The organism is Streptococcus cuniculi (assembly GCF_001921845.1).
Classification (GTDB): domain Bacteria; phylum Bacillota; class Bacilli; order Lactobacillales; family Streptococcaceae; genus Streptococcus; species Streptococcus cuniculi.
Map to the genome: position 1 here is coordinate 239,102 of NZ_MSJM01000001.1, position 21,841 is coordinate 260,942.

Consider the following 21,841-nt stretch of genomic DNA (forward strand, 5'->3'; position numbering starts at 1 on the left):
GCAAAACTTGAAAGATAATGCAATAGTCAGTAGACAATCCTTACATCCTACCCCTCTCACAAAACAGGAAGTAGAAAAGAACTCGAATGTACCAACCACTGGGTCCATCTGTTTTTATAGTCTTTTGAATGAACTTTGATACATCGTCACTTTCGACTTGCCGTACTCATACTCAATGAACATCAACAGCAAACTAGGCGACACCGATGCAGATAGAACTAAAGTTCATCAAATCAAGGCAACAACATCTGCTTTGGATTTTTGAAGAATATCAAGTATTGTCCGCGTCTTTCGGTTCCTTATCTGAAAGTTCATTCATTTGACTATACTAATGATGATAAGAAAGGCTGGACTTAAGCCAGCCTCTGAAAATTTATTGAAGAAAATGACTATCGGTTCACGGAGGTCGCTACCCTGTTAATGGTATGACGACGTCCACGAACAGCTACTGACATCGCAAAGATATTTTCCACATTGGCTAGTCCGCCGTAACCTGCATCGCCGATATGCTGAATGTCTACCCCTGCGACTTTGTTGCGAATTGCCAAATCTTCAATCACGCGCTCTGTGGCACTTTCTTGACTGGTTCCAATCGCTGACATGACAAGCGCTCCATGCGCATGAGCAAATTGTACAATCTTGACCAATTCTTCATCTGTGAAACCAGGAACTGTTCCGACAGCAGGTACCAGTACCACATCTGCTCCTGCATCGATAAATTCTTTCATAATGTCCAGATTGGAAACAGGTTCATTGGCACCTGCCCCATGCATTTTCCCAGCAATAATGAGCCCATCAAAGTGCTCTCTGGCTACCCGAATATAATGGGCAATCTGCTTATTGGAAACGCCTGTACCAGGATTTCCTGTCAGACAAATAAAGTCTAGGCCTAGTTCATTGGCGGCTTGTAAGGTCTCAACAGAACAGATACGGCCTTCCTCCAAGCTGATGCGCCCCTCTAACATGGCCACATCTGCATCAATCGGTTCAAGATTGGCACCGATAGGACGTCCTACCAATTCTTTGAGCTTGCTGATAACCTCTTTTGATTCTCCCTCGATACCGTAGACAACAGGGTGGAAGCAATCAAATCCGTTTAAGAGCATCAAATCTGCACCAAAGGCACGCGCAATTTCAGCATTGGTCAGATTACCACCACACGTTGGTCTTGGAGCAACCATTTCTGAACAAATCGTCCGTCCTTCACCAGCTTGAATCGCTTGTTTTAATTGTTTTCTATCGTAGGATAAAAAATCACTCGATGTACAATCTAATATTCGTTTTACCATCAATTTTCCTCTTTCTTCATGTCTATTTCTTGTTCCAACACCGTCTTTAGCCGAGCTAAGGCTAGACCGTAAATACGGGTGTTCATTTTCAAATCATCTAAGTCAATCCACTCATCTGGCAGATGGGCAATATCGGTTTGACCCGGAAAACTAGGACCATAAGCAATAATATTGGGGACAATTTTCGCAAAGGTTCCTCCTGTCGTTGTCACAGGAGTCGCATCCTTTCCTGTACAATCATTGTAGGCTTGTTGCAGGGTTTGCACATAGCTGGACGACTTATCATAGAGTACCGGATCCCAGTTACTCAATACATCGATACGGATGGTCGGCGAGAGATGCCTTGTGATCTGTGCGACCAATTGTTTTTTCGTGCAAGCTGCTGGGTAGCTGATTGAAAACTCAAACGAATGCCCTGCCTCCTTGCGTAACTGATAGCCTCTCATCACGACAGTGCCAAAATCGTCATCTGAAAAATGAATGCCTAATTTTCTACCGTCATTGGTTGAAGAGAGGATAAAGTCATTGACAAATTGATACAGGTCAGCCACATGCTCGTCTTGGCTCGATAAGCGGAGGCGTACACGTCCTCTCTCCCCGTACACAACTGGCCATTTGCAATCCGGTGTCCAGCCAAATAGGGGAGGGTTTTCCTTGGTCAGGTAATGGGTCACACACTTGAAACCTGTTTCTTCATTTGTCCCAAACACAATGCGAACGGGATAAGGAAAGCGTACCCCCAACTCTTTTAAAACGTATAAGGCAAACAGGTTGGTCAAAATGGGACCCTTATTATCCAAGACACCTCTGCCATACATGCGATTGTCCTCAATCTCACAAGCTAGAGGATCGTGCTGCCAACCCTCTCCCGGCGCAACGACATCTACATGTCCAAAAATCCCAATGTAGCCGTCTGGATGATCTTCTCCGTACTGGGCATAGCCCACCTTGTGATCAATATTTTTAGTGGTAAATCCTAATTCTTCAGCAATGGTTAGGGCTTCGAGTAAGGCTGCTTTGGGACCTGGCCCAAATGGCGCCTCTTGGCTTGCTTCTCCCTCTACACTATAAATAGCGACAAGGCGTTGAATAGCTGCCTGTAACTGTGGCTGAATGTCTTCTAAATGCTTGATGAGTATGGTCTCATTCATCTTCTCCCTCTTTTCTAACAACAAGGGGCTGCATGCGGTCAGCCAAGTAGCGGTCCAACCATTCCTGGTCTGCTACGCTATGCTCCATGCGCTGCCCGTCTCTCTTTGTCCGATAAACAACCGTCCCTTCTGTTTCAGTCGTCACCACAAAGGAGAAATTATCAATCGTTGAAGCACTCCCCCAACGTCCTTGATGATCCATCGCTACAACAGATATATCCCCTGCCTGCCCTCTGCGCGCAATCAATTCTTGTTCCAGAGAAAATGTTGCGATTTCACAGGCTTCTTGCGGGTGCTTTCCTTCTTTCATTAGGCGCACAATTTCATACGAAAGGATTCCCTTCATGATATCCTCGCCCAAGCCAGTCGCACTCGCTCCGCCGATTTGACTATCCACATACAAGCCTGAGCCTATAAAGGGAGAATCGCCAACGCGGCCTTTTTTCTTCATAAAGAGACCACTGGTTGAGGTTCCTGCAACCATTTGCCCATGAGCATCGAGCGCAACCATCCCAACCGTATCATGACCTGCATAAGGGACCAATTGTTCCTGCTTCATATCCACCAAGCGATTATGGTAGTGGATTTTGGCACGATCTGTCAGCATTTCCTTTTGTTCAAATCCTTCCTTTTGGGCATAGGCCTTGGCCCCTTGGTCCACTAGAACATTGTTGACTGCTTGCTTACTTAGCTTTCTGGCCACTGAAATGGGATTGGCAACATCTTTTAGGGCGCAGACCGCTCCAAAATCAAAACTTGTCCCATCCATATAAGCAGCATCCAACTCTACTTCCATTTCTTCATTTGGTAAACCACCGTAGCCTACGGATTTGTAATAAGGAAAATCTTCTACTGCTTTAATGGCTTCTTCTATTGCATCTCCTGCCGATTGATGATTGGCCAACAAGGTGCGCGATTGTTCTACACCTTCTAAGGCCATTCGCCATGTGGCAATCATTCCCCACATTGTCTCTCCTCCTTATCCTTTCTTGTAATGGTTTCATTCTCTATCCCGTATCGATAATCTTGCTCCAGTATCAAGTCCAATTTTTCTCGTGTCATATCCTGTGCGACTGCCTGTAATAACCGATAGGTCGCTAGGACATCCTCCTTGTGGATAATGCCTTCATGAGTGTGCATATAGCGCATTGGAATCGAAAGCGTGGTGGCTACAATCCCCTGCCCTGTCTTATGGATATTTCCCGCATCTGTCCCACCAGCTGTAAAACAGCTCAACTGATACGGAATCTGTTCCTTGCGGCATAGGTCTTCTAGGTAAATCAACAAGCCCCTGTTCGTAACGGTCATCGAATCAATCACGTTAATGGTCACTCCCTGCCCTAGCTTGACATTGTTTTGATCCAAAGGAGTATCTCCTGCAAGAGTAGTATCAACCGCAAAGGCAATATCAGGAGCCATTGTAGCAGCAACTGTCCGAGCTCCTCGTAAGCCAACTTCCTCCTGAACAGTAGTCGCTAGGGTGATGCAATTTTTCAGCTCGCTCGTTGCCAGCTGCTGCAACACCTGCATGCCAACGGCGACGCTTATTCGATTATCAAAGGCCTTTCCAACTAAAAAGTTGGGATTTGCCAGACTAAGCATCTCGGTAGCTGGACACACCATATCTCCAATCTGAATGCCAAGTGCGAGCACTTCGTCTTTACTCGCCACTCCCAAGTCGATATAGAGTTGTTCGAGCGATAAGACCTGCTGACGCTTTTCAGGAGACAAAGCATGTACAGATGGACTGCCAATGATGCCGATATAGTCCTGACCTTGCTTGGTAAAAATACGGACACGGTGATTCAGCAAGACATGCGGCCACATATTGCCAACGGATTGGAGCTTCAGATACCCGTGTTCATCGATGTCTGATACAAGAAAACCGACTTCATCCATATGGGTTGCAATCATTATGTGAACCCCTGTCTCCGTCTTTGTCCCTACTTGAAACAAGCCAGATCCTAGACGATCAGTCCCGACAAACTCCGTGTTCAACTGGCTCATAAGATAGGCTAGCACTCTCTCTTCTTGACCAGAGATACCGCAGAGATTTGATAGCGTCTCTACGACCGTCCAATCAAATGGATTCATCATCCTCCACCAACCTTTCAAAGTGATAGCGCCTCATATCTTCTATGGTCAATTCTTGCAAATACAGACGGAGCAACTGCTTCAAACATGCCACATCTTTCATATTGACGATATTGGAGAAGGGCGTTTTTTGCTTCAAGGGAATGTCCAATACAACTGTCGGCGTGCCAGCTAGACTTTTATGAATAAAAGCCCCATCCGTTCCTGTTTCTTGTACCTCATGAATCAGACGAATCCCGTTTTTGGCCGCAACTGCTTCAAGGTGTTCTATTAGCTGTCGATTAGGCAACAAGGTCTTATCAAAATAGCGGATATAACAGGCTTCTTCTTGGTAGTGTGGCACGGGACTAGCTTCAATGACAAGAGCCAAATCTGGCCGAATGGTGGTCGTTGCTGTAATTGCACCTCTTTGCCCTGTCACCGAATGCGCGATACCACCGATACATAGGTGATAAGGAAGCTCCTCATCTTTCAACTCATTTAGTAGTTCTAATCCAAGTGCCAGACCAATCTTATTTTGAAGATTGTTACTCATAACTAGATGAGGTTGAAGGTATTTGGTCCGGTGTTCAAGGACAATCGTATCCCCAATAGTCACTCCAAGGGCTTCGACCTCGCTTTTGCTATAGGCTCCGATATCCACCCGTAGGGCCTCATCTACTGCAATCACTATCCCTGGAAAAGGTTTGTGTCGCCTGTCCAAGACCACAACATCCTGATAACGGAAAGCCTCTTTCGGCAAGGTCCCCACGGGAACAAATTCCAAGGTTCCATCTTCTCGGAGGTTCGACACTATTCCCCCAGACTCATCTAGACTCGAACTAATCATCACCGTATAAGGATGCTGGCCTGCTTTCTTTGCAAAGATGGAGCCGAGCCTATCTTGAACAATAGCCATGCCTAGATGTTGGTATTGCTCTCTTAGATAATCACGAACGTCCTTTTCGTCCCCAGATACTGCTGGTAACTGATACAATCGGTCAACTGCTGTCATCACTATCACCTACTCATACACATAGGAAGCAACATCATCTAAGGATTGATGATGTCCAACTTTTACCATGACCTCCGATAAGTGTCGGAAGGACTCACTAAGCCCAACACCACCCTTTTTCGGCATCTTGACCATGACCACTTGCTGCTTAAACGCTTCGATAATCTCTTCATTTTCCTGGGAGCACATGACAATCGCTCGACATTCTGGCAACTGTTCATTGACGGTAGCGGCTAATTGAGCCGCCATTTCAGCATAGGGTTCGTAATTATAACAAGGACCGCATAGGAGCAAATCAGCCCTTACTTTCTTCAGTAGACCAAGCATTTTTTTCATGACTTCTGCCTTGTTGTCTTGAAAATACCCAATACCGGAATAAGTGGTGGCAATCACCGTCAAAGACGGATCCAGATACTGTTGAAAGGTCAGGTAGGCACCAATCCCACCTTTTTCAACGGCTAATGGGACCGCTGTCTGCTCTTTTCCACCTGCTCCTGCCTGAATTTGATCAAAAAATAATACAACTCTCATCCTTCATCCTTTCCTTGTTTGTTTTAAAACCATGATATAAGAGCGTTTAAAAATCGATAGAAAATTAGGGAGACGGACGAAGAAATCGGATTTCTAGGAGGGCTCCTCTATTTTCCGAGATTTAGCTCGCATTCAAATAACATGATATAAGAGCGTTTAAAAATCGATAGAAAATTAGGGAGACGGACGAAGAAATTGGATTTCTAGGAGGGCTCCTCTATTTTCCGAGATTTTAGCTCGCATTCGAATAACATGATATAAGAGCGTTAAGAAATCGACAGAAAATTAGGGAGACGGACGAAGAAATCCGATTTCTAGGAGGGCTCCTCTATTTTCCGAGATTTTAGCTCGCATTCAAATAACCATTCTCAATGGAAAGAGGAGAGATAACCGCAATCGTCTATTCTTCTGACATCCGTTGCAGTTACCTCTCTTCTATTATTTCGATTACAATTGCTTAATCAAATGAAAGATCATCTAGAGATATATCATCTAAATCATCTTCTTCTGCAGCTACCCCACTTGTCTCATCTTGTAGATATTGCTTATCCAATACCTTAAAGAATGGATAGTAAACCGCGCAACCTAGTGCAACCAAGAAAATTTGGAACAAGCCTGCAACGATGCTTCCAGTTGATAACCAACCTGAGAAGAATAAAGGTGTGGTCCATGGAAGTGCTGCTCCTGTTGTATAAGGAATAATGCCTGCCATAGTTGCCAATGTCGCTAAAACTGTATTCATCAATGGGACAAATAAGAACGGCACTAAAATAACAGGGTTCAAGACAACCGGAAGACCAAAGATGACCATTTCGTTGATTCCGAAAATACCAGGTAAGATGGAGAGACGGCCTAATTTTTTCATCCGTTCGCTCTTACCAGCAAAGACCATTAAGAGGACGAGTGATAGGGTACTACCGCCACCACCGAAGTTTCCAAAGAAGTCACCGAACGGTCCTGTAAAGATATTTGGCAACGGAAGTCCTGCATGGAAGGCTTCCAAGTTTTCAGTTGTCAATGCCAAATGAATTGGGCTGAAAATAGTATTGGTAACCGCTGGGCCGTTGATACCAAAGAACCAGAACAAGGTTGATAGGAATTGATAGATTGGCTCAAAAACAACACTTTGACCAAAGCCCATTAACGGCGCTTGTAGAATCTGATAGATAAAGTTATGCGCATATCCATAACTTGTCAATGAAAAGAGAATATTGACAAGCAAGAAAAAGAACATAACAAACATACTTGGAATCAAAGCCGCAAAAGAAGCAGTAACTGCTGGTGGAACTCCGTCTGGTAGTTTAATCACCCATCCTTTTTCCTTGACAAAGGTAAAAATCCGCACCGCTAATAAGGCTGAAATCATGGCGATAAAGAGACCAGCAGATCCTAAGTTTCCAAAGGCAAATCCCTTGAACACCTTGTCTGCATCATCCATAAAGGTTGGATGAACTTGCGGCGCTAAAATCAAGAAGGAAACCAGGGAAACCGCTCCTGCTGCAATCGCATCCGTGTTTAACTGTTTACCGTAAGAATATCCAATCCCTACCGCACCAAGTAGGCCTACACAACTAAAGGTGGCATTGATAATGGGGTCTAAAGAGCTTTCCCATCCTTGTCCAAATAGTTGCGCTACAAATTCTGAATATCCTGGAATTGGGAAATTCGCAACAACCAAAAAGATTGAGGCCACAATCAACAAGGGAGTGCTGACTAAGAAACCATCACGAATAGCAATTAACTCCCTGTTGTTTCCTAGTTTGACAGCGAGAGGAGCTAAAATACGCTCTATTTTATCCAACATGCTACTTTCCTCCTTTTTCCTTGAGCAGTTTAATGGCCCGTTTTAAAATCCGCTCACCATTAACATTTCCATAATCTTCCAGATCGATGACCGCAACTGGAATCCCTTGGGGTTCGTACTTTTTCTTGGTCTCTTCATATTTGAATTTGACCTGCGGTCCTAATAAAATCACATCTGGATGATGTTCTTCAACCGTCGAAGCGAGTTTTGCATCCGAAAATGCTTTCACTTCGATTGGCAACTGATGCTGGTTCGCAACATCTTGCATCTTACTAGCGACAAGGCTAGTAGACATGCCAGCGTTGCAAAACAAATAAATCTTTTTCATCACTTTGACCTCCTTAATCCTTATTTTTCAATTTGATGAAATTTCTCATAGACTCCAATCGTTTCTTCTGCAAGCACTTTAATCACTTCTGAACTCATCAGTTGATCCTCTGCATGCATCAGTAAGAGGTGATATTTTCTCCTTCCCCCGAGCTTTCCTTGCTAAGCAAGTCAAAGTGGACATCGTGCCCCTTTAAGCGGTATTCTTCTCCCTCTTCAATCAACTGCCGCGCTGTTTCAAATTCGTACCGCTTGGCTGCCTGAATCGCTTCCATAAATAAGGAACGTGCAGCTCCTAAGTTACTAATCATCTTAAAACAAATCATTTCCAACTCTTGCATTATCTTCTCCTTTGTCTCATGCCCCTCTTATGCCTTGTCAATGTTGTACAATATACTGAATAAACTGATCCCGATTATCGATGGATACCAAGGTACGAATACTGTCCTGATCTGAAATAATCCGAGCTAACCAGTCAAAAAAGATGGTCATAAATTCCCGATCTGCTTCATTCAAGGCTAACAACATCACCATTTCTACCCTACTACCACCCCATTCTATTGGATGATCCAAATGTGCGATTGAAATAACGGATTGCCGACTATTTAATACCAGAGGATGAGGAATCGCCAGAGAATAGTCAAAAGAAGTGGCCGAGCAGGCTTCCCTTTGCAAACACGACTCTAAAAAAGAATCATCCACAATCGAGTACCGCTTTAATTTATCCACCATCACGGTGATTGCTTCTGTAGCTGTCTCAACCTTTAATTGCGGATAAAAGAAGGTTTCGTCAATAAATCGCCCAATCATCATGTTAAATTCAATATTGGCCTGACGCTTTTCTAACTCATTTAATAATTTAAAGAGACTCAACTCATCCTGAGCATTGAAGAAAGGGGTGATAACAAGGGTCTCAACTGGAAGTCGATGCTTTAAGGGCACACAACTGACAATCAAATCAGCATTTTTCTCCAGCACAACCGATTCTTCAAAATAAGGTAAGCTACTCACAATCTCAATACGATTTTGAAACCGATCGGTGATTTTTTCAACCACCAATTTTTTCAGATGGGGATTCAGTGCACCAACCAAAATGGCTTTTTGCTTTTTGGCATGGGAGTCTTTAGCATAACTAGCTCCCAAATGAAGAGCGATAAAACCCACTTCTTCTTCCGATAAGCTCATCCCAATCATTTGAGATAAACGATTGGCAATACAAACTGCCATGTCAAATACCAGCGGATACTGGGACTTGATATTTTTCAGTAGCAAATTCGGAACGTGAATCTGATTCTCCAAACGCTCTAGTACCCCCTGTAAATGGATACATAAACCATGAACAAATTCAAGATCTTCACCAAAGTCAATGCCCAGGCTGTCCTTTATGGCTTCCAAGGTTTCTTTGACAAAGAGTTCCAGTTGTTTTTGTTGCGAACTGGCCTGATAGACATCTCTTTCCCGATAGCCAATTAAGAGCCTTGCCATCATCTTTACTTCACAGGGCGGAATGGTAATACCAAGGAGCTGGGACACTTCCTCTAAAAACTGCTGGGCTACCTGCCACTCTTTGCTGCTTTCGATTGTGTCGTCTTTTGTATCATAATGCACGATTTGTCCCACCAGCATACGGTCGATCGAGATTCCAATATGGACCAGTAAGACAGGAATTAAGGTCTGCCTGACCGGATAATCTAAGCGCGCTAAGGTCGCATCAAATAGCTTGGATATTTCCAACATGTTAAAGTTGGGGTAGAGGGTCGCTAGGCGATTCAGATTGATAAATTCTCCTTGAATTTCACTGGTCAATAAGTCACGGTACAATTTCCGTTTCGGATACTCCAGCCCCTCTAGCAATAAGGTGTCCTTCTTCTTTTTTTAAGGACAGACCCTTATAGCCTTTGATCATTTTCCTCAGTTGCAGAATGTCCAAATCCAAGGTGTAAGAACTAATAAACAGCTGTTCTTCTAACTTGCTTAAGCGAATCCCTGCTGGATTCAAGAGCAATTGTCGCAATAACCAGCCGATTCTTTCTTCTGGCTTTTCGGGAATGACATTCATATACTCTTGAGGCATCTGCTTCTGAAACACATAATATTTTTCCCTATCCAGCCAGTATCCCCTATGCGTATGGGATTGAATGACCCCTGGAACAATCGCATTCATTTCGCCAATATCTGTTCGCAAGGTACGACTCGAAATCATTAAACGTTTAGATAACTCACTCCCTTTTACCCATTTGCTTGGATACTTTTGGTATAAGATAGTGAGAATTCGATAATATCTTTGTTTCATGCGCTTTCTCCCACTCCTTACTATATTCTTATTATAGCAAATCATTTTTCCAATACTAGAGAATTGTCTTTCCTAAGTGTTAGGAAATCATGCTCCCTTTTCCTCTAACGTGCAGGCTTCATCATGCTTAAAAATTCTGCCATGGCCCTGCTGACATAGCGCCCTCTCTTCCAATAAGCATAGACATTCCTCCTTGCATAATCAGTCCCCACTTTATAGTAGATGACAGAATGAGAAGTTGGTAAACCCAAAATCAAGAGATTCCCAACAAAGGAAATGCCCATCCCAGAAGCTGTAATCATATAGGCTGTTAACTGTTGGTCGACTTCTAGCAGAACCTTGGGCTCAAATGCCGCTTGCCGGCAGATTTTTCGTGCCCGTCTGCCTGTATCATTATCCGCTTTTTGTAAAATAAAGGCCTCTTGCTGGAAAAGTTCTAACGGGATAATCGGTGCTTCCTCCACCTCAAATCGACTTCGAATTTGATTAAGCGAGAGTTGATACTCCACCAATTCTTGATTGATAGGATAATGCTCTGGAACAGCTAACAAGAGATACTCTTGAAAGAATAACTGACGTTCTACTACCCTATCGTCCAGCTCATCATTATCAATCAGTACATCAATCTCTCCTTTCTGCAGTTTTTCTTCTAATTTTCCCGTACTAGCTTCTTCTAGGGTGAGGCAAATATTAGGGTACAGAGCCGAAAAACGAGCCATGATAGGCGGAAGAACCAAGGCGGAGAATAAACTCGTCCCGCCAATCGTCAAACTCCCCACATGAGCCTCTTGCCACTCGTTTAAATAATCCGTAAACTCTTGTTCAACCGCCATTATCTCCTCAATCGCCGCGATGTATTTTGCGCCACATTCCGTTATAGATAAAGGCTTAGAACTACGATCAAAAATTGGATAGCCAATTCGTTCTTCTATTTTCTTCACCGAAGCACTAAGGGCTGGCTGCGAAATAAACAATTGCTGCGCCGCCTTTGAAAAACTTCTGGCCTTGTACACCTGATAGACATAATGCATTCCTGAAAACATCAAAACCTCCTTATAAGCAAAACCTTATAGTTAATATATGAATATAGATATTTGCTTATACAATAGCATATTTCTATAATAAAGACAAGGAGATATGGGAGTAGGACTCAATCATGATTTCGAAGAAATCGATTTTGTAGTCCTCGCTCTCTAGTTTCTAAGCTCGGATATCAACAGTCACTCCCCTGACTGTCCTCGCTCTCTAGTTTCTGGGCTCGGGTATCAACAGTCCACTGGACTGTTAATATATACGTCAACCTGTTAAAACTATGAAACGTAACGAGGCAAGTGACTTTTGTCCCAGCCTTATCCCATCATCCCACATCGGAGGCACATCGTATGAACAAACTGCGGATCGAACACGATTCGATTGGAACAAAAGAAATCGCCCACTCTTCTTACTATGGTATTCATAGCCTACGTGCAGCGGAGAATTTTCCTATTACAAAACAAGCAATCCACTCCCAGCTCATCAACAGTTTAGCTGTCATCAAACAAGCAGCTGCAATTACAAACTATGAGGCTGGTCTCTTGGAGGGAACAGTCAAAGATGCGATTGTTCAGGCAAGTCAAGATATTTTAGACGGCTTATTCCACGATCAATTTATCGTAGATCCTATTCAAGGAGGAGCAGGAACTTCCATGAATATGAATGCCAACGAGGTCATCTGCAACCGTGCACTTGAGCTATTAGGCAATAAAAAAGGAGAATATCACATTCTCCACCCCAACGATCATATCAATGCTGGTCAATCGACCAACGATGTAATTCCTACCGCAGGAAAAATAGCCACCATCCAATTAATGCAACAACTCAAACAGACCTTGCACACCCTTATTCTGGCGTTAGAAGACAAGGCGACTGAATTTTATCCTATCTTGAAAATGGGCAGGACCCAGCTACAAGATGCCGTTCCCATCCGCCTCGGTCAAGAATTTCATGCCTATGCCATTGCCGTAGAACGCTGCACCAATCGGTTGGACAGCATTCTTCAAGAATTGTATACGGTCAATTTAGGAGGCACCGCCATTGGAACAGGCTTAAACGCAGATCTCTACTACTTCCACCACATTGTCCCCAACCTATCCCGCATTACGCATTTACCCCTACAGCAAGCTGAAGATTTAGTGGACGGTACTCAACATGTCGATGTCTTTGTCATGGCTTCAAATGCAGTAAAGACTTGCGCCGTGACTCTCTCTAAAATTGCAAGCGACCTACGCCTCCTTTCATCTGGCCCCAAGACAGGATTTGGAGAAATTACCCTACCTGCCAAGCAAAATGGATCATCTATTATGCCTGGAAAAGTCAATCCTGTCGTTCCAGAAGTCATCAATCAGATTGCCTTTAACATTATCGGAAACGATGTGACCATTGGACTAGCAGCAGAAGCTGGCCAACTGGAACTTAATGCCTTTGAACCCATTATTTTCTATAAATTGCTAGAATCAATTGAAACATTAACAAATGGCATTAAAACCTTTACAGATAATTGTATTCGTGGAATCACAGCCAATGCCAAGCGTTGCAATCAGCTCGTCACTTCAAGCGTCGGTATCGTGACAGCTCTATGCCCTTATATCGGTTATGGCCAAGCTGCTTCTCTCGTCAAAGAAGCAATGACTTCAGGAAAAACTATTGAGGAACTAGCTTTACATCATCAGCTCATCTCTCAAGAAGAACTCGCAATCATCCTAAATCCCATCCATATGACACAACCAGGCATCTCTGGAAAAGTTTATAAGTCGAATCTATCATGACCGAGCATATGAAAACGGACCAAGCCAAGTGCTTGGTCCGTTTTCATATCATAAAATTTCAGAAGCAACTCAAACTACACAACTCTAAAACGTTGGATGAGCTGGGGTATGATGCGGAATGTTTTGGAAGCAGTTGAATCAGCATAGCTCTAAAACACAGGGCTGATACCAGAGTTGAGAACAAGGATTTTGGAATCAGTTGAATCAGCACGGCTCTAAAACGTAGAAAAAAATTTTTCTGTTACATTTCGTAATTGCGCCATTCGTCTCAGCTGATTCCTTATGTTCGTATCTGATTACACCATATGCTCGGCAGTTAAAAAGTAATCTTGGTCGAGGATGTATTGGGGAAAATCGTATAATTTTCGTGGTTCTAAAAACAAGACGGTCTGATTCGATAAGCTAATATATTCTACCAATCGCGTCAGTTCCTTCCTTGTTAAATAGGCGCCACTATTGAAAAAGACAAGCAGACGTTTTTTCTGTAGATAGTTGTAGATTTGTAAAATTTCAAAACATTTTTCAAAAATAGTATCGCTTCTTGTCTCAATCTGAACCCCCAAAGCCTTGATTAGCTCTAAAATGGTAATCTCATCATATTCTAAATCTAATTCATTTTCCAAACATTCAAATGCAATTAAATCTGTGATCGTCGATGCCAACTTTTCAATCATGGATTTCACTTCAGGCTTTTCATTTAACTGATTTTCTATTGTTGCATGGATTAATTTCAGTAGAGCTGGAGAATTGATATCATAGCCTAGAATATCTGTCACAAGCATCAGTTCATTTCCTGATAATGCCTTGTTTCTCTCATCAAAAATCTTCAAATCATGATTTTCAGGATACTGGTAAAAATTTCTAGTGATTGCCGCATAAAGCGCTGTATCCTCAACAGCTAGAATAGTCGGACTTTCAATAGAAAGAGCATCATCAAAAATAGGTAGATTAATCTTCACCATGATAGTCCTCCCCTAGAAAAACAATTCGATCCTCGGTATTTGCAATACTTGTATCCTTTTCACCATGCAGGTAAATCATCCTCGCAAACTGTTTTTCTGTTACTGTCAATAAAGTAATATGTCCCTTTTGTGGATTATTTTCTCTCAAACGCCCCAGCATCGCCTGGTTCGCTGTTCCGTTCAAGAGAAGTTTGCTATAAACTGAAAATTGATGCATGAGAAAGCCCTCACTCAGCAAAAATTTTCGAAATTTACGATAGGCTTTTCGCTCGTCGGCTGTATCTGTTGGCATATCAAACATTAATATCATCCGCATATATCGATAACTCATATCCTAAATTCAGGAACTCCTTTCCCTTCATTATTCAATGCTTTTACAACTTTCTTCGTATAATCACTGACAATATTGGAGAGATACATTTCTTTTCCCATATAGGCATAGGTCTCTGAAAAGATAGAAAATAGCTCCCGCTTTATTTTTACAAATGAAGATGTCCGATTCGTATAAACTATTCGATCAATAATTGGTCGAAAGGGCTCCATGATATCGCTAGCAAAATTGAATTGGTTAAATTGATTGACGTGTTTTAGACCAAACTGGGTCATACAACCTGCTACAACCACCTCACGCGCAAACAAACTCAACAATAAGGTATAGCCGTAATCAAGTGCTGCATTGATATCGTTATCCTCTTCCCTAGAAAAGCCATTTCCAAACAAGCGATTAAAGTAAATTCTCGCCGCATGCCCTTCTCGGTTAGTCGGATCAAAAACTTCCAACTCCCTATGCAAACGCATGAGTGACTCTGACTTCTCATAGAAACCATATTCTCCTAAAACATAACTCTGATTTAGAATTTTTTGAGAGATAATATCTGTCCACACGCTGGCCTTCATTTCTTCTAACCAAGCAACCTGTTTTGCCAATTGCAGACTCGAATCATGCCGACCATAGTAAGGCATGAGCATGGATTTTGGCAAGCGTTTATCATCGCAAAAAATCACTAAGATATTCTCATCCACCAAACGCTTCATCAGCATCGTCGAAAGCAAGATATCCGTCGTCTCAAGTAGCAAGATGTCAATCTCGGACAGATGAATCAACTCCGTCCGAGAGGCATCTTTAAAAATCAAGTGATTATTCTTATAAGATAGTTTAGAGTGTGTATTGACTACTACGGTGCGCCAGCCCATTAGTCTCCTCCCAACTTGCTCAAATCAATACGGGTTTCATAAAGTCCTGTAATGGACTGATGAATGAGAGTCGCATCTAAGCACTCCTTGGTAGAAGTGTACCGCTTTCTATCAACTGGCTTCTCAAAAAACTTAAAGGCAGCCGGTGCTCCAAAAGCTGTAAAGGTTAACAGATTGCTAAAAGAAGAAGCAACTGTCTTGAGGTCTTGTTCATCAGCTTGGTCATATAAGGCCTGGATTTGTCTCCATTTATCTTCTGCTAAAACGTATTTCTCTGCAAAATCACCTATGTAATCAAGCAATTCTTTAAACTGGGAGATGTTCTTTGTTACATGTGCGAGATGATCTTCTTGGTCATCTTGTCTTTCGATTCTCTGGGCATGATAGAGTAAAGCAACTAAATCAGCTGGTAATACCATTTGATTGCCTTTTTGCAGTTCTTTTGCACTAGCTAATAAACGTCTGCGACCATTCTCAAATTCAAATAAGCTAAACTTCGGCAGTTTCAAAATGGTATCTGTTTGGATATTGTGATAGCCTTTCTTTTCCAGAAATGCAACTGGATCTTTTTCAAACGCTGGTCGCTCCATAATGGTAATCCCAACTAATTCTTTGACGGTTTTTAATTTCTTGGCCTTCCCCTTTTCAATATCTGCAACTACAAAGACAGAATAGGCAACCGTCGGATGATCAAATCCGCCATATTTCTTCGGATCAAGGAAAATGTGCTTAGTTTTTCTAGCAATGAGCTTAGCAGAATCTCTTTTTGATTGAATGGATTCATTAGAGAAGCCTCCCGTTTGAACCTCCACCTTTTTCACCACATTAACTTGCGGATAGGAGAGAACCTTCCGAACAGTTGCAAAATCTTTGTTCTTATCCCAGACAATCTCACCGGTTTCGGAATTAACTTCAACAGTTGGTTGCTCAATCTCACTACCATCTGCTAACTTAATCTTCGTTTTAAAGAAATTCAGTAGATTTGAGTAAAAGAATTTCTTGGCGGTTGCTTTTCCAAGCTCAGACTGATTATTCGTTTTTGCAACTAATTTCCGAAGATTGTACTTTTTATATTCACCATAGACAAATTCTGGCGCTAACTTTGGATATTTTTTCAAGAGAGCTGTACCAACAACAGCATTTAGATAGGCATCGTGAGCATGGTGATAATCATTGATTTCCCGCACTTTATAAAGCTGAAAGTCTCTGCGGAATTGCGATACGAGTTCGGATTTCAAGGTGACGATTTTAGTCGTTCGAATAACCTTACCCGCCTCATCTTTTTCCTTATTCCAACGACTGTCTAAGATTTGGGCAACGTGTTTGGTAATTTGTCGTGTTTCTACTAGTTGGCGTTTGATAAAACCAGCCTTATCGCGCTCAGTCAGTCCACCGCGTTCTGCTCTGGTCAGATTCTGATATTTGCGTTCAGAGATTAAACCAGCTTTCTGCAGTTTTATCCATAAAGATTTCCTAGCACGGACAACTTCTATACTTGGAACATTATCTGACTTTCCGCGATTCTCAGCAGAACTTGTCAAAACCCTATTATCTAAAGAATCATCCTTGATAAAACTGCGTGGAATGATATGATCGATATCATATTCGTGGAGTTTATCAATATCAAGCGGATCGCCCGTGTACATATCCTGACCATTTTGAAGATAGTAGAGGAATAAGCGATCATTTTGAAGGCTTTGATTATCTAAGTCTTTAATACGAACAGTACTCCCTTGCAATTTTTCCATACCAGTCTGGAGCCGTTTCAAGCGTGGTTGTGAATTGCCCCTGCCTCTGCTCGTTGTCTGATTCTCCCGTGCCATTTCAATGATAATCTGTTCTGGTGGCTGGTTGCCCATTACCCGAACCAATTCGTCCACAAGCTTCACACTTTGGAGAATGCCTTTTTTAATGGCTGGACTACCTGCTAATCCACGCACGGTATGAGCTAAACTGTCTTCTTCGCCAATCACTTGTGCCTTTTCAATGATTTCTTTGAAATCCAAATAATCGTCATGAATCAATTGCATGAAATTTCGATTACCAGCATCATATTTTAGATAATCCAAAATAGTATCACCCGTCGCTTTATGGCGAATACCATTGATTAACTTATACGACAATTTCCCCCAACCTGTATAATGCCTACGCTCTAGTTTATTCAACTGATCTTGCGTAAACATAGCACGATACTTATCAAGACGTTTGCGAATCATCTCCCTATCTTCAAACAAGGTCAAGGTATGGAGAATATCTTCAATCATATCTTGGTTAGCTTCATCATCTAAGAAGGATTGATCTAGAATTTTCTTCAAGTCATGATAGGTTCCTAAAGAGGCATTAAAGGCATTTTTCTCCTTGTCTAAGCCTGTTAAGTCAACAATTCTACAGTCAACAGATTCTTGTTGTAAATAATTTAATAGATGTTGCTTGCTTACCTTCCGGTATTTTTTGAAAACATGATTAAAAATCTTTTGTCTCATATCTGGATCAAAAAACTCTTCTGTACCTTGCTCATTTACATATTGGACCTTGATCAACTCGTTGTAAACTGCAAAAGTTTCATAGACCAGACTATGCTTTGGAAGCACTTTTTCAGCTGGTAAGTAAAAATCGTTTGACGTCATCCGCGTGATAAACTGCTCTGCCGAACCTTCCTTATCAATCACATCATCAAAATTCCACGGAGTGATCGCATCATCCGAATGGTAGGAAGCCCAGGCAAAGCGACTTCCCTTGCGGGCCAAGGGACCTACATAATAAGGAATTCTAAAGGTTAGGATTGCCTCAATTTTCTCCTGATGGGTCTTTAAAAATGGATAGTGCGCACCTTGACGGCGTAAAATCGCCTGCATTTCTCGTAAATGAATTTGGTGAGGAATAGAGCCATTATCAAAGGTCCGCTGTTTTCGCAAAAAATCCTCACGGTCAATCTTATCGATAAAATACTCACTACCTTTGATTTTGGACAAGATGCCCTTGAGGTAACGATAGAAATCTTCCTGCTTCACACCATTTTCGATATAACCTGCATAGCCATGTTTACTAGTATTTTTGAATATGTCTGAATAGCTATCTGGTACATGATTCTTGATAAATTTCTTCAACTGAGCCAAGTCTTCCTGGTGTTCTTCATACCGTTTGACCATAGAAGCTGATAAAGGAGCCTTGGTGGAGAGATCATTTACAGTTAAAATTCCTGATAATAAAATAGCGTCATATAGACTCTTGGCAGCTGTAAATAAATCAGCGTACTCATCACCAATTTTACCTAATAACTCTTCCAAATCCTCTTCGTAAGTATCTTTTGAAAACTGCAACTTAGCATCTTCAGACAATTGGAAGTTAGATTTGAAATTCGGCTGTAAACCAAGGGCTAGGGCAATCAGGTTTCCAAAAAGAGTATTTTTCTTCTCTGTCGGATAATGCTCCACTATATTTTCCAAACGACGAGACTTACTCACTTTTTCTGTTAACAGCTCCTTGGCATCAATGACAATCTCTGATAACCGACTTTCATCAAAAGTTCTATCATATTCTGCGACAAAGGCTGCATACAAACTCTGAATATTGATATTTTCTATCCCTAAATCACCTTCGAACAAGAAATGCCCACGAAACTTCATCATATGCGCCAAGGCCAGATAAACCAAGCGCAAGTCCGCTTTCTCAGTCGAATCAGCTAAATGCTTTCGTAAATGATAGATGGTTGGATAAGTCTGGTGATAGTTCACTTCATCTGCTATATTTCCAAAAATTGGATGACTATCTGCTTCCTTATCTTCAGGCACTAAGAATGACTCTTCTAATCGATGAAAAAACGCACTATCCAGTCGATTCATTTCCTCAAAGAAAATTTCCTGCAAGTAACGAAGGCGATTTTTTCGACGAGTATAGCGCCGTCTGGCAGTCCTTTTAAGACGTGTCGCTTCAGCCGTTTCTCCATTATCAAACAACAAGACCCCGAGCAGGTTTTTCTTGGTTGACTGCTTGTCAGTGTTTCCCAACACTTTCATCTTTTTAGCAGGAACCTTATAATCATCTGTGATCACTGCCCAACCAACACTATTGGTCCCAATATCTAAACCGATCGAATATGGCTTCTTACTCATCTATTTTTCCTCCTTTATGTATGAGATGAACTGTTAAAATATAAACGAAATGATTAATTTTAAAAAATAGGAATTCCTCATATTCTATTTATAAGACACCTACAACACAATTGTTTTATATATATTATATCATACATATCGCTTGATGAATATAGAAATATAAAAAGAGTGATATTTTTTTACAAATTTGATAGAATGATAGGTAGATTGTGTTGTGTTTTAGAGCTGTGCTGTTTCAACTGATTCCAAAACCGGCAAACGCTTCTCTAAGACTTTCAATAAGTTTTAGAGCTGTGATGGTTTAAAATAGGAAATTTTTAACAATTCTACGATAAAACGCTTGCAAAAATTGAGAAAATCTTGTATACTATAGTCATTGGAATTAGCTGAAACAGCACAGCGTGTTAAAATAAGGCTTTGTCCGTATTCAACTTCGCAAGAGGTGGCACCGATTCGGTGCTTTTTTTGTTTCCGCTTTCAGTATACCATATCTACAAAAGGTTCGAAAGACTTATACTGAACTATTTCCAATATCTATAGAAAGTACACTCCTAGAAGAACTGTATTTTAGAACCTCGAAAATGATACAATTTTCCCACATACATTGTTTCTTCACTACTAAAATATGATATAATAAGTTAAGAAAAAAAGGAATCAGTTGGAGCGAGAGTCTAGCTGAGACGAATGGCGCGATTACGAAATCTTGTAGAAAAAATCCTGCGAGGTTTTAGAGCTGTGCTGTTTCAACTGATTCCAAAACTCAGACTATCTTAACCAATACACAATGGGCGTTTTAGAGCTGTGCTGTTTCAACTGATTCCAAAACCACGGTTGAGATACCGAATCCGAACAGAAAGTTTTAGAGCTGTGCTGTTTCAACTGATTCCAAAACTGCTCAACCTCATAACCATCAAGCCAAGCAGTTTTAGAGCTGTGCTGTTTCAACTGATTCCAAAACAAAGGACGCTATTGTTACCTTAAAAGAATAGTTTTAGAGCTGTGCTGTTTCAACTGATTCCAAAACTTTTAACAGATTTGGTATTTTAAATGTATTGTTTTAGAGCTGTGCTGTTTCAACTGGTTCCAAAACCTACGGTTTCTAGCATGTTACAGTTTACCAGTTTTAGAGCTGTGCTGTTTCAACTGGTTCCAAAACGTCGTTCAAGGTATGATGCTGAGCTTTCTGTTTTAGAGTTGTGCTATTTCACTCATCATAGAAAAACCCAACCAGCTTTTGGAAAAGCTGGTTGGGTTTTTGGAGATTATGAAAAATATTTAGGATTGATAATAGTATATCCTATTCTTAGCTTTCCGACATCGGTCTTAGGGCTGATTTGCTTGCGTACCAAGAAATCTTTTGCAGGCGTGATAGGTTTGCTCCATGAGCATGGTAATGGTCATTGGGCCTACACCTCCGGGAACAGGTGTGATATGGCTGGCGATTTCGTTTACTTCATCAAAGGCCACATCGCCAATCAACTTACCATTCTCATCTCGGTTCATGCCAACATCTATGACTACAGCACCTTCTTTGACAAACTCCTTGGTCACAAAATGTCCACGCCCGATAGCCACCACTAAAATATCCGCTTCTCGAGCAAGAGCTGGTAGGTTCTCTGTCCGCGAATGAGCAATGGTCACCGTCGCATTGGCATCCAGCAACAATTGAGCCATGGGCTTTCCAACAATATTACTACGACCAATCACAACAGCTTTTTTACCTTCTGGATTGATATCATATTCACGTAAAAGCTCCATAATTCCTGCTGGGGTCGAAGGAATCATGACAGGATGTCCACTCCAGAATTTCCCCATATTCATAGGATGAAAGCCATCTACATCCTTATCAGGATCGATTGCAAGTAGGATTGCTTCTTCATCGATATGCACGGGTAAGGGAAGCTGAACTAAAATGCCGTGCCAAGCCATATCCTGATTGTAGCGCTCAATCACCGCGAGCAGCTCTTCTTGCGTTGTTGTTTCAGGCAAGCGAATCACTTCACTGCGAAAACCTGCGGCTAGAGCTGAACGCTCCTTGTTGCGGACATAGACCTGACTAGCAGGATTATCCCCAACTAAAATCACCACAAGCCCCGGCTCCACACCGGTCTTTTCTTTTAGGACTGCTGTTTTTTCCGCCAACTGTCCCTGCATTTTTTCTGCCAAGGCTTTTCCATCCATTCGTGTCATGCTTATCTCCTTTACGTTTTTTCCATTATACCAAAATCTCAGCCCTGCTCCTAGAAATTTTTTCTTTCCGACTCCAATCGTTCGTTATTATAAACA

Annotated in this window: 17 protein-coding genes, 1 pseudogene and 1 CRISPR repeat array; of the genes and pseudogenes, 1 reads left to right on the plus strand and 17 read right to left on the minus strand. The window is 41.8% G+C overall.

Annotated features, from left to right (window positions below; translation table 11 throughout):
- Positions 1-389: 389 nt before the first annotated feature.
- The 12 genes and pseudogenes from BU202_RS01170 to BU202_RS01225 all read right to left on the minus strand — a co-directional run bounded on the left by BU202_RS01170 (position 390) and on the right by BU202_RS01225 (position 11,526).
- A complete protein-coding gene (locus BU202_RS01170) occupies positions 390-1,289 on the minus strand; it encodes a DUF7916 family protein (protein WP_075103967.1) in 900 nt (299 codons plus the stop codon).
- Positions 1,289-2,440 carry a Sapep family Mn(2+)-dependent dipeptidase gene (locus BU202_RS01175; protein ID WP_075103968.1) on the minus strand — a complete coding sequence of 384 codons (1,152 nt, stop codon included), beginning with the start codon at positions 2,438-2,440 and terminating at the stop codon, positions 1,289-1,291. Before BU202_RS01175 ends, BU202_RS01170 begins: the two co-directional genes overlap by 1 nt.
- Complete coding sequence (locus tag BU202_RS01180; protein WP_075103969.1) at positions 2,433-3,407, minus strand: glycosylasparaginase; 975 nt, start codon at positions 3,405-3,407, stop codon at positions 2,433-2,435. The genes BU202_RS01175 and BU202_RS01180 overlap by 8 nt, the downstream gene beginning before the upstream one ends.
- Entirely contained in the window at positions 3,395-4,537 is a 1,143-nt protein-coding gene (locus BU202_RS01185) for a M42 family metallopeptidase (protein WP_075103970.1), read from the minus strand. Before BU202_RS01185 ends, BU202_RS01180 begins: the two co-directional genes overlap by 13 nt.
- Positions 4,521-5,528, minus strand: coding sequence for a hypothetical protein (locus BU202_RS01190; protein WP_075103971.1), 1,008 nt, complete (start codon positions 5,526-5,528; stop codon positions 4,521-4,523). Before BU202_RS01190 ends, BU202_RS01185 begins: the two co-directional genes overlap by 17 nt.
- A 9-nt stretch (positions 5,529-5,537) precedes the next feature.
- Complete coding sequence (locus BU202_RS01195) at positions 5,538-6,059, minus strand: GrdB-related putative oxidoreductase (RefSeq protein ID WP_075103972.1); 522 nt, start codon at positions 6,057-6,059, stop codon at positions 5,538-5,540.
- A gap of 457 nt (positions 6,060-6,516) precedes the next feature.
- Positions 6,517-7,863, minus strand: coding sequence for a PTS sugar transporter subunit IIC (locus tag BU202_RS01200; RefSeq protein WP_075103973.1), 1,347 nt, complete (start codon positions 7,861-7,863; stop codon positions 6,517-6,519).
- Between the two features lies 1 nt (position 7,864).
- Positions 7,865-8,191: a PTS sugar transporter subunit IIB gene (locus tag BU202_RS01205; protein ID WP_075103974.1), complete on the minus strand. Its 327-nt coding sequence runs from the start codon at positions 8,189-8,191 to the stop codon at positions 7,865-7,867.
- Between the two features lie 20 nt (positions 8,192-8,211).
- Positions 8,212-8,531, minus strand: a pseudogene (locus BU202_RS01210) (PTS sugar transporter subunit IIA).
- Between the two features lie 37 nt (positions 8,532-8,568).
- Positions 8,569-10,044, minus strand: coding sequence for a BglG family transcription antiterminator (locus tag BU202_RS01215; RefSeq protein WP_142354755.1), 1,476 nt, complete (start codon positions 10,042-10,044; stop codon positions 8,569-8,571).
- Positions 10,001-10,483, minus strand: a complete 483-nt coding sequence (locus tag BU202_RS01220) for a helix-turn-helix domain-containing protein (protein WP_075103976.1) — start codon at positions 10,481-10,483, stop codon at positions 10,001-10,003. Before BU202_RS01220 ends, BU202_RS01215 begins: the two co-directional genes overlap by 44 nt.
- Positions 10,484-10,587: 104 nt before the next feature.
- A complete protein-coding gene (locus tag BU202_RS01225; RefSeq protein ID WP_075103977.1) occupies positions 10,588-11,526 on the minus strand; it encodes a LysR family transcriptional regulator in 939 nt (312 codons plus the stop codon).
- A gap of 339 nt (positions 11,527-11,865) precedes the next feature.
- Here BU202_RS01225 and BU202_RS01230 point away from each other — a divergent pair, with 339 nt between their 5' ends.
- Complete coding sequence (locus BU202_RS01230; RefSeq protein ID WP_075103978.1) at positions 11,866-13,287, plus strand: aspartate ammonia-lyase; 1,422 nt, start codon at positions 11,866-11,868, stop codon at positions 13,285-13,287.
- Positions 13,288-13,583: 296 nt separating this feature from the next.
- Here the strand turns inward: BU202_RS01230 and csn2 are convergent, their stop codons facing one another.
- The 5 genes from csn2 to BU202_RS01255 form a co-directional block, all read right to left on the minus strand.
- Positions 13,584-14,249 carry a type II-A CRISPR-associated protein Csn2 gene (gene csn2, locus BU202_RS01235; protein WP_075103979.1) on the minus strand — a complete coding sequence of 222 codons (666 nt, stop codon included), beginning with the start codon at positions 14,247-14,249 and terminating at the stop codon, positions 13,584-13,586.
- Entirely contained in the window at positions 14,236-14,580 is a 345-nt protein-coding gene (cas2, locus tag BU202_RS01240; protein ID WP_075103980.1) for a CRISPR-associated endonuclease Cas2, read from the minus strand. The genes csn2 and cas2 overlap by 14 nt, the downstream gene beginning before the upstream one ends.
- The gene (gene cas1 / locus BU202_RS01245) at positions 14,577-15,443 is read right to left on the minus strand and encodes a type II CRISPR-associated endonuclease Cas1 (protein WP_075103981.1); all 867 of its coding nucleotides are present in this window, start codon (positions 15,441-15,443) and stop codon (positions 14,577-14,579) included. Before cas1 ends, cas2 begins: the two co-directional genes overlap by 4 nt.
- Positions 15,443-19,555 carry a type II CRISPR RNA-guided endonuclease Cas9 gene (cas9, locus tag BU202_RS01250; protein WP_075103982.1) on the minus strand — a complete coding sequence of 1,371 codons (4,113 nt, stop codon included), beginning with the start codon at positions 19,553-19,555 and terminating at the stop codon, positions 15,443-15,445. Before cas9 ends, cas1 begins: the two co-directional genes overlap by 1 nt.
- 724 nt (positions 19,556-20,279) lie before the next feature.
- Positions 20,280-20,711: a CRISPR direct-repeat array (repeat unit 36 nt; unit sequence GTTTTAGAGCTGTGCTGTTTCAACTGATTCCAAAAC).
- A gap of 167 nt (positions 20,712-20,878) precedes the next feature.
- On the minus strand, positions 20,879-21,745 hold the full coding sequence (locus tag BU202_RS01255) for a bifunctional methylenetetrahydrofolate dehydrogenase/methenyltetrahydrofolate cyclohydrolase (protein ID WP_075103983.1): 867 nt from the start codon (positions 21,743-21,745) through the stop codon (positions 20,879-20,881).
- Positions 21,746-21,841 lie beyond the last annotated feature (96 nt).

Coding starts and splice junctions, on each gene's coding strand:
- BU202_RS01205 (WP_075103974.1), bottom strand. CDS start 8,191: ATGAAAAAGATTTATTTGTTTTGCAACGCTGGCATGTCTACTAGCCTT.
- BU202_RS01185 (WP_075103970.1), bottom strand. CDS start 4,537: ATGATGAATCCATTTGATTGGACGGTCGTAGAGACGCTATCAAATCTC.
- cas2 (WP_075103980.1), bottom strand. CDS start 14,580: ATGAGTTATCGATATATGCGGATGATATTAATGTTTGATATGCCAACA.
- BU202_RS01230 (WP_075103978.1), top strand. CDS start 11,866: ATGAACAAACTGCGGATCGAACACGATTCGATTGGAACAAAAGAAATC.
- BU202_RS01180 (WP_075103969.1), bottom strand. CDS start 3,407: ATGTGGGGAATGATTGCCACATGGCGAATGGCCTTAGAAGGTGTAGAA.
- BU202_RS01195 (WP_075103972.1), bottom strand. CDS start 6,059: ATGAGAGTTGTATTATTTTTTGATCAAATTCAGGCAGGAGCAGGTGGA.
- BU202_RS01255 (WP_075103983.1), bottom strand. CDS start 21,745: ATGACACGAATGGATGGAAAAGCCTTGGCAGAAAAAATGCAGGGACAG.
- BU202_RS01170 (WP_075103967.1), bottom strand. CDS start 1,289: ATGGTAAAACGAATATTAGATTGTACATCGAGTGATTTTTTATCCTAC.
- BU202_RS01200 (WP_075103973.1), bottom strand. CDS start 7,863: ATGTTGGATAAAATAGAGCGTATTTTAGCTCCTCTCGCTGTCAAACTA.
- csn2 (WP_075103979.1), bottom strand. CDS start 14,249: ATGGTGAAGATTAATCTACCTATTTTTGATGATGCTCTTTCTATTGAA.
- BU202_RS01225 (WP_075103977.1), bottom strand. CDS start 11,526: ATGTTTTCAGGAATGCATTATGTCTATCAGGTGTACAAGGCCAGAAGT.
- BU202_RS01220 (WP_075103976.1), bottom strand. CDS start 10,483: ATGAAACAAAGATATTATCGAATTCTCACTATCTTATACCAAAAGTAT.
- cas9 (WP_075103982.1), bottom strand. CDS start 19,555: ATGAGTAAGAAGCCATATTCGATCGGTTTAGATATTGGGACCAATAGT.
- BU202_RS01175 (WP_075103968.1), bottom strand. CDS start 2,440: ATGAATGAGACCATACTCATCAAGCATTTAGAAGACATTCAGCCACAG.
- cas1 (WP_075103981.1), bottom strand. CDS start 15,443: ATGGGCTGGCGCACCGTAGTAGTCAATACACACTCTAAACTATCTTAT.
- BU202_RS01190 (WP_075103971.1), bottom strand. CDS start 5,528: ATGACAGCAGTTGACCGATTGTATCAGTTACCAGCAGTATCTGGGGAC.